The sequence below is a fragment of the Citrobacter sp. Cpo148 genome (assembly GCF_030332375.1).
Taxonomy (GTDB): domain Bacteria; phylum Pseudomonadota; class Gammaproteobacteria; order Enterobacterales; family Enterobacteriaceae; genus Citrobacter; species Citrobacter portucalensis.
Window position 1 is genome coordinate 1 of record NZ_JAOWHY010000033.1, and the last position, 9,188, is coordinate 9,188.

At 58.5% G+C, this 9,188-nt stretch carries 18 protein-coding genes; 17 read left to right on the plus strand and 1 reads right to left on the minus strand.

Translation table 11 applies throughout. From position 1 onward, the window contains the following. Nucleotides 1-89: terminase gpP N-terminus-related DNA-binding protein (locus tag OGY10_RS23690; protein WP_072098150.1), on the minus strand; the 89-nt coding region annotated here is incomplete at its 3' end. Between the two features lie 142 nt (nt 90-231). Between OGY10_RS23690 and OGY10_RS01750 the strand changes: the two genes are divergently transcribed. The 17 genes from OGY10_RS01750 to OGY10_RS01830 form a co-directional block, all read left to right on the plus strand. Next, nucleotides 232-1,065 carry a GPO family capsid scaffolding protein gene (locus tag OGY10_RS01750; protein ID WP_286576099.1) on the plus strand — a complete coding sequence of 278 codons (834 nt, stop codon included), beginning with the start codon at nt 232-234 and terminating at the stop codon, nt 1,063-1,065. 16 nt (nt 1,066-1,081) lie between these two features. Continuing rightward, on the plus strand, nt 1,082-2,146 hold the full coding sequence (locus OGY10_RS01755) for a phage major capsid protein, P2 family (protein WP_286576100.1): 1,065 nt from the start codon (nt 1,082-1,084) through the stop codon (nt 2,144-2,146). Nucleotides 2,147-2,149: 3 nt separating this feature from the next. After that, nucleotides 2,150-2,800, plus strand: a complete 651-nt coding sequence (gene gpM, locus OGY10_RS01760; protein WP_286576102.1) for a phage terminase small subunit — start codon at nt 2,150-2,152, stop codon at nt 2,798-2,800. Between the two features lie 93 nt (nt 2,801-2,893). Further along, nucleotides 2,894-3,358, plus strand: coding sequence for a head completion/stabilization protein (locus OGY10_RS01765; RefSeq protein WP_001528530.1), 465 nt, complete (start codon nt 2,894-2,896; stop codon nt 3,356-3,358). Further along, complete coding sequence (locus tag OGY10_RS01770; protein WP_000868184.1) at nt 3,358-3,561, plus strand: tail protein X; 204 nt, start codon at nt 3,358-3,360, stop codon at nt 3,559-3,561. The genes OGY10_RS01765 and OGY10_RS01770 overlap by 1 nt, the downstream gene beginning before the upstream one ends. Before the next feature lie 3 nt (nt 3,562-3,564). After that, on the plus strand, nt 3,565-3,780 hold the full coding sequence (locus tag OGY10_RS01775) for an HP1 family phage holin (protein WP_000171565.1): 216 nt from the start codon (nt 3,565-3,567) through the stop codon (nt 3,778-3,780). After that, on the plus strand, nt 3,761-4,270 hold the full coding sequence (locus OGY10_RS01780) for a lysozyme (protein ID WP_001528581.1): 510 nt from the start codon (nt 3,761-3,763) through the stop codon (nt 4,268-4,270). Before OGY10_RS01775 ends, OGY10_RS01780 begins: the two co-directional genes overlap by 20 nt. Before the next feature lie 4 nt (nt 4,271-4,274). Next, entirely contained in the window at nt 4,275-4,652 is a 378-nt protein-coding gene (locus OGY10_RS01785) for a DNZ54_00345 family protein (protein WP_286576105.1), read from the plus strand. Beyond that, nucleotides 4,649-5,077: an Rz-like lysis system protein LysB gene (gene lysB, locus OGY10_RS01790; RefSeq protein WP_286576112.1), complete on the plus strand. Its 429-nt coding sequence runs from the start codon at nt 4,649-4,651 to the stop codon at nt 5,075-5,077. The genes OGY10_RS01785 and lysB overlap by 4 nt, the downstream gene beginning before the upstream one ends. After that, on the plus strand, nt 4,962-5,210 hold the full coding sequence (gene lysC, locus OGY10_RS01795) for an Rz1-like lysis system protein LysC (protein WP_223151184.1): 249 nt from the start codon (nt 4,962-4,964) through the stop codon (nt 5,208-5,210). The genes lysB and lysC overlap by 116 nt, the downstream gene beginning before the upstream one ends. Continuing rightward, entirely contained in the window at nt 5,173-5,604 is a 432-nt protein-coding gene (locus OGY10_RS01800; RefSeq protein WP_013098790.1) for a phage tail protein, read from the plus strand. The genes lysC and OGY10_RS01800 overlap by 38 nt, the downstream gene beginning before the upstream one ends. Beyond that, the gene (locus tag OGY10_RS01805) at nt 5,597-6,043 is read left to right on the plus strand and encodes a phage virion morphogenesis protein (protein WP_016150805.1); all 447 of its coding nucleotides are present in this window, start codon (nt 5,597-5,599) and stop codon (nt 6,041-6,043) included. Before OGY10_RS01800 ends, OGY10_RS01805 begins: the two co-directional genes overlap by 8 nt. 68 nt (nt 6,044-6,111) lie before the next feature. Beyond that, nucleotides 6,112-6,690, plus strand: coding sequence for a phage baseplate assembly protein V (locus OGY10_RS01810; RefSeq protein WP_001528711.1), 579 nt, complete (start codon nt 6,112-6,114; stop codon nt 6,688-6,690). After that, nucleotides 6,687-7,046: a GPW/gp25 family protein gene (locus OGY10_RS01815; protein WP_001528737.1), complete on the plus strand. Its 360-nt coding sequence runs from the start codon at nt 6,687-6,689 to the stop codon at nt 7,044-7,046. The genes OGY10_RS01810 and OGY10_RS01815 overlap by 4 nt, the downstream gene beginning before the upstream one ends. Next, nucleotides 7,033-7,941 carry a baseplate assembly protein gene (locus OGY10_RS01820; RefSeq protein WP_086550362.1) on the plus strand — a complete coding sequence of 303 codons (909 nt, stop codon included), beginning with the start codon at nt 7,033-7,035 and terminating at the stop codon, nt 7,939-7,941. Before OGY10_RS01815 ends, OGY10_RS01820 begins: the two co-directional genes overlap by 14 nt. Next, nucleotides 7,934-8,539 carry a phage tail protein I gene (locus OGY10_RS01825; protein ID WP_001397640.1) on the plus strand — a complete coding sequence of 202 codons (606 nt, stop codon included), beginning with the start codon at nt 7,934-7,936 and terminating at the stop codon, nt 8,537-8,539. The genes OGY10_RS01820 and OGY10_RS01825 overlap by 8 nt, the downstream gene beginning before the upstream one ends. Then, nucleotides 8,536-9,188: phage tail protein (locus OGY10_RS01830; RefSeq protein WP_286576109.1), on the plus strand; the 653-nt coding region annotated here is incomplete at its 3' end. The genes OGY10_RS01825 and OGY10_RS01830, both read left to right, overlap by 4 nt.

Consider the following 9,188-nt stretch of genomic DNA (forward strand, 5'->3'; position numbering starts at 1 on the left):
GCAATGCGGGCTACGCGGTATCCCTGAAAGTACAGCAGCATGGCCTGCCGACGGGGATCGAGGTCTGCGGGGGTCAGTGTCGTGTTCATGGCCCAAACATACGGCCTTGTATGGCGGCTTTCCCCGGCTGCGGTTTGTGTGGTTTACCGTACAAATACAGCGCGTTGTCTCACTCCCCCCATCACCGCAAACATAAGGCTCCAGTAAGTTATTTCTAACGGAGCATGGCTCATGACAGTGAAAGCAAAGCGTTTCCGTATCGGGGTGGAAGGTGCCACCACTGACGGGCGCGAGATCCAGCGTGAATGGCTGGTACAGATGGCTGCCAGCTACAACCCGACGGTCTATACCGCGCTGATTAACCTGGAGCACATCAAGTCTTATTCCCCGGACAGTGCCTTCAATCGTTACGGCAAAGTGACGGCGCTGGTTGCAGAAGAAATCCAGGACGGTCCGCTGGCGGGCAAGATGGCACTTTACGCCGATATTGAACCGACGGACTCCCTGGTGGCCCTGGTGAAAAAAGGCCAGAAGCTGTTTACCTCCATGGAGGTCAGCCCGAAGTTTGCCGACACCGGCAAGGCCTATCTTGTGGGGCTGGCGGCAACAGACGATCCGGCGAGTCTCGGCACCGAAATGCTGGCTTTCAGCGCCAGCGCCGCACATAACCCGCTGGCAAACCGTAAGCAGAACCCTGAAAACCTGTTTACCGCTGCCGAAGAAACGCAGATCGAACTGGAAGAAGCCCAGGACGAAAAACCGTCCCTCTTTGCCCGCGTAACCGCGCTGTTCACCAAAAAAGAGCAGACCGACGATGCGCGATTCTCTGATGTGCATAAAGCCGTGGAACTGGTCGCAACCGAGCAGCAGAACCTGAGCGAACGCACGGATAAATCCCTGTCCGATCAGGACCAGCGCCTTTCTGAGCTGGAGTCCTCCCTGCAGGAACAGCAGACCGCCTTTGCCGAGTTACAGCAGCAGCTGAGCCGTGAAGACAGCCGCAAGGATTACCGCCAGCGCGCGCCGGGCGGTGACGCACCGGCAGGCACCCTGACCAATTGCTGATGGAGCATAAAACCCGATGAAAAAGAAAACCCGCTTTGCCTTTAACGCTTACCTGCAGCAACTGGCGCGCCTGAACGGTGTGGAGGTTGAAGAACTCTCCAGCAAGTTCACCGTGGAGCCGTCCGTGCAGCAGACGCTGGAAGACCAGATCCAGCAGTCCGCCGCTTTCCTGACGCTGATTAACATCACGCCGGTCACTGAGCAGTCAGGGCAGTTGCTGGGTCTGGGCGTTGGCAGCACCATTGCCGGAACCACCGATACCACCACCAAAGAGCGCGAGCCTACCGATCCGACGCTGATGGAAGACGTGGAATACAAATGCGAACAGACCAACTTTGATACGGTGCTGACCTACGCAAAACTGGACCTGTGGGCCAAGTTCCAGGACTTCCAGGTGCGTATCCGCAACGCCATCGTCAAGCGTCAGGCGCTGGATCGCATCATGATAGGTTTCAACGGCGTGAAGCGTGCCAAAACGTCCAACCGTGCTGAAAACCCGCTGCTGCAGGACGTCAATAAAGGCTGGCTGCAGAAAATCCGCGAAGACGCGCCGGATCATGTCATGGGTAGCAAAACCGCAGAGGACGGCACTACTACGGCGGAGCCGGTAAAAGTAGGTCCGGGTGGTAAGTATCTAAATCTTGACGCGGTGGTGATGGATACCGTCAACGAGCTGATCGATGTGGAGTATCAGGATGATGACGAGCTGGTTGTTGTCTGCGGACGTGAACTGCTGTCTGACAAGTATTTCCCGCTGGTCAACAAAGAGCAGGACAACAGCGAGAAAATCGCCGCCGATCTGATCATCAGCCAGAAACGCATGGGCGGCCTGCAGGCTGTGCGCGCGCCTTTCTTCCCGGCAAATGCCCTGCTGATCACCCGTCTGGATAACCTGTCCATCTACTGGCAGGAAGACACCCGCCGCCGTTCAGTTATCGACAACCCGAAACGCGACCGGATTGAAAACTTTGAATCCGTCAACGAGGCGTATGTGGTCGAGGACTACCGCTGCGCGGCGCTGGTAGAAAACATCGAAATCGGTGATTTCAGCGCGCCTGCCGCACCGGAAAGTGGGGAATAACGCATGAGCCTGAGTCCCGCACGGCAGCACCGCCTGCGCATTCAGGCTGAACAGGCCGCCCGTGAGGGCGGCAGTGTTCGCCATGCGTCGGGCTATGACCTGATGCTGCTGCAGCTGGCAGAAGACCGCCGCCGCCTCAAGGGTGTCCAGTCCACGGTGAAAAAGGCGGAAATCAAGGTGGAACTGCTGCCGAAATATTCCGCCTGGGCGGAGGGCGTGCTGGCTGCCGGAGGTGCGCAGCAGGATGACGTGCTGATGTACGTGATGCTGTGGCGTATCGACGCCGGTGATTATGCCGGTGCGCTCGTAATCGGGCGCCATGCGCTGCGCCATGGCTGGGTGATGCCTCTGGGCAACCGTAACGTGCAGACCGTGCTGGCAGAAGAAATGGCAGACGCGGCGCAAAGCGCTCTGCTTGCCGCTGCCGGTTTTGATGCCGATCTGCTTCTGCAGACGCTGGACCTGACCACCGATCTGGATATGCCGGACCAGTCGCGGGCGCGCCTGCATAAAGCCATCGGTGCTGTACTGAGCGAAAGCAACCCGGCGTCTGCCCTGAATCACCTTAACCATGCGCTGCAGCTTGATCCCCGCTGCGGTGTGAAAAAAGAAAAGCAGCAGCTGGAGCGCAGACTGCGCAATGACAGCCGCTAAAGAACGTGCCCCGCGCACGGGCGGCACGGGATGGCGAAAGGCACTGCCACATCAAAATTCCGTCCACCGCCCACTTATTCAGGAGAAAGCCGCATGAAGTTTGTTGCGCCAGAACAGGCACCGGAACAGGCGGAGGTCATCAAAAATACGCCGTTCTGGCCTGATGTGGATCTGTCGGAATTTCGCAGTGTGATGCGCACTGACGGCACGGTGACGCAGCCGCGTTTAAAACAGGTCGTGCTGACGGCAATTTCTGAGGTTAACGCTGAGCTGTTCGACTTCCGCAACCGTCAGCAGATGCTGGGCTGGCGGACACTTGCTGAGGTTCCCGCAGAAATGCTGGACGGCAAAAGCGAGCGTATCCGGCACTACCACAACGCTGTTTTTTGCTGGGCGCGCGCCGTGCTCAATGAGCGTTATCAGGACTATGACGCCACGGCGTCAGGTGTGAAGCGAGGGGAGGAGCTGGCGGAGGCCAGCGGCGATCTGTGGCGTGATGCCCGCTGGGCTATCAGCCGGGTGCAGGATGCACCGCACTGTACGGTGGAGCTTATCTGATGAAAGTGCGTGCGCATCAGTATGACACGGTGGACGCGCTTTGCTGGCGTCATTACGGGCGTACGCAGGGTGTCACTGAGCAGGTTCTGCAGGCAAATCCGGGGCTGGCTGAGTACGGCCCATTTTTACCGCACGGGCTGCAGGTGGAGCTGCCGGACATTACGGCGTCAACCACGGCGCAGACCGTCCAGCTATGGGACTGAATTATGACGCTTGAACGAATCAGCGCCTTTATCACTTACTGCATCGCCGTGCTGCTGGCATGGCTGGGCGATCTGTCGCTCAAGGATGCGTCAACGGTTGGCGGCGTACTGATTGGTGTGCTGATGCTGGCTATCAACTGGTACTACAAACACCAGTCTTTCAAATTGTTACGTGGCGGCAAAATTTCGCGGGGGGAATATGAATCCTTCAATCGTTAAGCGCTGCCTTGTCGGGGCGGTGCTGGCTATCGCCGCCACGCTGCCCGGTTTCCAGTCGCTTCATACCTCCGTTGAGGGGCTGAAACTGATCGCCGATTACGAGGGATGCCGCCTGCAGCCTTATCAGTGCAGCGCGGGCGTGTGGACCGACGGGATCGGCAATACGTCCGGTGTGGTGCCGGGCAAAACTATCACGGAACGGCAGGCGGCGCAGGGACTTATCACCAATGTGCTGCGCGTGGAGCGGGCGCTGGAAAAATGTGTGGTGCAGCCGATGCCGCAAAAGGTCTATGACGCGGTGGTGTCGTTTGCTTTCAACGTGGGCACCGGCAACGCCTGCAGCTCCACGCTGGTTAAGTTGCTGAACCAGCGGCGCTGGGCGGATGCCTGCCATCAACTGCCGCGCTGGGTATATGTCAAAGGTGTGTTTAATCAGGGGCTGGACAACCGCCGCGCGCGGGAAATGGCCTGGTGCTTAAAAGGAGCATAACGGAATGAAAAAGAAAGTCATGAGCGTTTTTTTCCAGCTGGCATGGGCTGCGCTGTTGGTTATCAGCCTGCTGTATCCGCGCAGCGTTGCGCCGGTTCTGGTTGGTGCGTCTGTCTGGGTGTCATGCTTCCTCGCCTGGCTGCTTGCTGCGCTGTGCGCTGTAGGGTGGTTCGCCGGAGATCGGGCGCGCGATGAGGTCAGGGCGGCATTGCTGAAATTCAGGGCGCACCCCGTAAAACCCGTGCGTACATGGGTAATCAGGCTGCTTATTGTTCTGTGCCTGGCGTTTTCTGGATGGGTGATCACCCTGGTGTTTTACCTGCTGACGCTGGTTCTGTATCAGATTGCCCGCGCGCAGCTTCATGAGCCGATGGCGGCCTGATGCGTGCGCTGGCGGTAGTGCTGGCGCTGGTACTTGCGGCGCTGGGCTGGCAGTCGTGGCGGCTAAACAATGCCAGCCACACCATCGAAACGCAGGGCGCGGCGCTGAAAAGCAAAACGCAGGAGCTGATGAAGAAAAACAGCCAGCTGATCGGTCTGTCCATTCTGACTGAAACCAACAGCCGGGAGCAGACGCGGCTTTATGCGGCAGCGGAACAGACCACCGCTCTACTGCGCAGCCGCCAGCACCGGATCGAGGAACTGAAACGTGAAAACGAGGATTTGCGCCGCTGGGCTGATACTCCTTTGCCTGCTGACATTATCCGGCTGCGGGAGCGTCCGGCCCTCGCCGGAGGTGCAGCTTACCGTAAGTGGCTGTCCCAGAGTGACGCAGTGCCGCCTGGAAAGGTCAGCGCCGCGCAGTAACGGCGATCTGAATGCGGTGCTGGATGAAACCGAGGCCGCCTGGGCGGTCTGTGCTGACAAAGTGGACACGATTATTGCGTGTCAGGAGCGAGACAGTGAACAAACCGCAGTCCTTACGCAGCGCCCTGAATAAAGCGGTTGCTTATGTCCGCGACAACCCGGACAAGCTGCACCTTTTCGTTGATAACGGCTCACTGGTGGCAACCGGTGCCAGCTCTATGTCATGGGAATACCGCTACACCCTGAACGTGGTGATCGAGGATTTCAGCGGCGACCAGAATCTGCTGATGGCTCCTGTGCTGCTGTGGCTAAGTGACAACCAGCCGGATGCTATCAATAACCCGGAGCTGCGCGAAAAACTGTTCACCTTTGAAGTGGATATTCTGCGCAACGATGTGTGCGATATCAGCCTGAACCTGCAACTGACGGAGCGCGTGCTGGTCAGCACTGACGGCAGCGTGTCAAGCGTTGAAGCGGTGCCGGAGCCGGACGAACCCGAAGAAATGTGGACGGTGAAACGTGGATGAACTGCAGAGGGTGGATGACTGGCTGACGGCGCTACTGGCGAATCTGGAGCCTGCCGCGCGCAGCCGTATGATGCGGCAACTGGCGCAACAGTTGCGCCGGACGCAGCAGCAGAACATCAGGCTGCAGCGTAATCCTGACGGCAGCGGCTATGAGCCGCGCCGGGTGACAGCCCGCAGCAAGAAGGGACGCATCAAACGCCAGATGTTTGCAAAGCTTCGCACCACAAAATACCTGAAAACCACCGCCAGTGCGGACTCCGCCAGCGTGCAGTTTGATGGCAAGGTGCAGCGCATTGCCCGTGTTCACCATTATGGCCTGCGGGATCGCGTCAGCCGAAAAGGCCCGGAGGTTCGCTACGCAGAGCGCCGCCTGCTGGGCGTGAATGAAGAAGTGGAAACCGTCACCCGTGACACCCTGCTGCGCTGGCTGGCGGGGTGATCTTTGTGCCACCGCTGGTACAAGCGCCCGCGCTGCCTCCCTTTTCCCTCTGATGGCAACCTTTCGTTATGAATGCACAACTGACCGAAATTATGCGCCTTATCACCAACCTGATCCGCACCGGCACCGTGACCGAAGTGGACCGGGAAAACTGGCTGTGCCGGGTGAGAGTGGGCGAGCTTGAAACCAACTGGATTAACTGGCTGACGCTGCGTGCCGGTGGTGCCCGTACATGGTGGTGTCCGTCGCCGGATGAGCAGGTGGTGGTGCTGAGTATGGGGGGCAATCTGGAAACCGCTTTTGTGCTGCCCGCCATCTACTCCAATCAGTTTCCGCCGCCGTCGGATTCGGTGGACGGTTGCGTGACGGAGTACCCGGACGGGGGATGGTTTGAGTATGAACCCGCCACCGGACGATGGCATGTCAGGGGCATCAAATCCATGGTGATCGAGGCATCAGACAGCGTCACCTACAAAACCGGTGAGTTTGTGGTGGAGGCTGACACCACGCGCATTAACAGCGAGGTGGTGATCAATGGTGGCGTCACCCAGGGCGGTGGCGCGATGAGTTCCAACGGGATCGTAGTTGATGACCATAAGCATACAGGTGTTCTGAAAGGCGGTGCTAACACGGGAGGTCCGGTATGACGTTGTATATCGGTATGAGCAGGAATGACGGGCAGGCCATTGCAGATACAGACCATCTGCGCCAGTCGGTGCGGGATATTCTGCTGACGCCGCAGGGCAGCCGTCTTGCCCGCCGGGAATATGGCTCCCTGCTGTCAGCCCTGATTGACCAGCCGCAGAACCCGGCGCTGCACCTGCAGATTATGTCTGCGGTTTATGTGGCGCTGAACCGCTGGGAACCGCGCCTTACGCTGGACTCCATCACCATCAACGGCAATTTTGACGGCTCTATGGTGGTTGAACTTACCGGACACGGCAATAACGGCGCACCGGTTTCCCTTTCCGTATCAACAGGAGCAGACAATGGCAGTCATTGACCTTTCCCGGCTACCGCCGCCGCAGATTGTGGATGTGCCGGACTTTGAGGCATTGCTGGCAGAACGCAAGGCCGCCTTTGTGGCCCTCCATCCGGCTGATGAACAGGAGGCTGTTATGCGCACGTTAGCGCTGGAGTCAGAACCTGTCACCAAACTGCTGCAGGAAAATACTTACCGCGAAATCCTGCTGCGTCAGCGAATTAATGAGGCTGCGCAGGCGGTCATGGTGGCCTATTCCATGGGAAATGACCTTGAACAACTGGCAGGTAACTGCAACGTGAAGCGCCTGACGGTAGTCCCTGCAGATAATGACGCGGTGCCGCCGGTCGCCGCAGTGATGGAAAGTGATGAAGCATTACGCCAGCGCATTCCTGCAGCATTTGAAGGGCTGTCCGTTGCAGGGCCGACGGGAGCCTATGAGTTCCACGCCAGAAGTGCCGACGGGCGGGTGGCTGATGCCAGCGCAACCAGTCCGGCACCGGCAGAGGTGGTGCTTACCGTGCTGAGCCGTGAGGGTGACGGTACGGCAGGGGCTGACCTGCTGGCGGTGGTTGAGCAGGCGCTTAACAGTGAAAAAGTTCGCCCGGTGGCAGACCGCCTGACGGTGCGCAGCGCTGAAATTATTCCGTACAACGTGGATGCGACGATATTCCTTTATCCGGGGCCGGAGGCTGAGCCGGTGATGGCAGAGGCAAAAGCCAGCCTGCAGAAATACATCGCCAGTCAGACACGCCTGGGACGTGATATCCGCCGTAGCGCCATTTATGCCGCGTTGCACGTGGAGGGCGTCCAGCGTGTGGAGCTGGCGTCCCCGCTGGAGGATGTGGTGCTGGATAAGACGCAGGCGGCATCCTGTACCGAATGGAGCGTTACCAACGGGGGCACGGATGAATAGTCTGTTGCCGCCGGGTTCGTCGCCGCTTGAGCGCCGACTGGCGCAGACCTGCAGCGGGATTTCCGATCTGCAGGTATCGCTGCGTGATTTGTGGAATCCGGCAACCTGTCCGATCAGATTCCTGCCCTATCTGGCCTGGGCGTTTTCTGTTGACCGCTGGGATGAAAGCTGGACAGAAAGCGTCAAGCGCCGCGTTGTGCAGGACGCGTTTTATATCCATCAGCACAAGGGGACAACCAGCGCCGTGCGGCGTGTGGTGGAGCCGTTCGGCTTTCTGATCCGCATCATTGAGTGGTGGCAGACTGGCGAAACACCAGGGACGTTCCGTCTGGATATTGGCGTGCAGGACCAGGGCATAACAGAAGAAACCTATCTGGAGCTGGAGCGCCTGATCGGTGACGCAAAACCATGCAGCCGTCATCTGGTTGGTATGTCCATCAACCTGCAGACAGGCGGCCCGTATTTTGTGGGTGCAGCCACCTACACCGGCGAAGAAATCACGATCTACCCGTATATCAACGAAACCATTATTTCCGGCGGCACCGCTTATGAGGGCGGGGCGGTCCATGTTATTGACACGATGAGAGTGAACCCATGAGCGCAAAATTTTACACCCTGCTGACGGATATCGGCGCGGCGAAACTGGCAAGCGCCGCCGCGCTCGGTGTCCCGCTTAAAATTACCCATATGGCGGTGGGTAGCGGTGGCGGTGCGCTGCCCACACCCAACGCGCAACAGACCGCGTTAGTGGCTGAGGAGCGCCGTGCAGCGCTGAATATGCTGTATATCGATCCGCAGAACAGCAGCCAGATTATTGCTGAGCAGGTGATCCCCGAAAACGAGGGCGGGTGGTGGATTCGTGAAGTCGGACTTTTTGATGAAACAGGTGCGCTGATTGCTGTGGGAAACTGCCCCGAAAGTTACAAGCCGAAACTGGCAGAGGGCAGCGGACGCACGCAGACCGTGCGTATGGTACTGATTACCAGCAGCACCGATAACATCACCCTGAAAATTGACCCTGCAGTGGTTTTGGCAACCCGCAAATATGTGGATGATAAGGTGCTGGAGCTTAAGGTGTATGTGGATGACCTGATGGCAAAGCATCTTGCTGCTGTTGATCCTCATTCACAGTATGCACCAAAAGACAGCCCGACTCTGACAGGGATGCCTAAAACGCCAACGCCACCGGCAGGAAACAACAGCACCCTGATTGCCAGCACCGCCTTTGTACAGGCTGCTATTCTTGC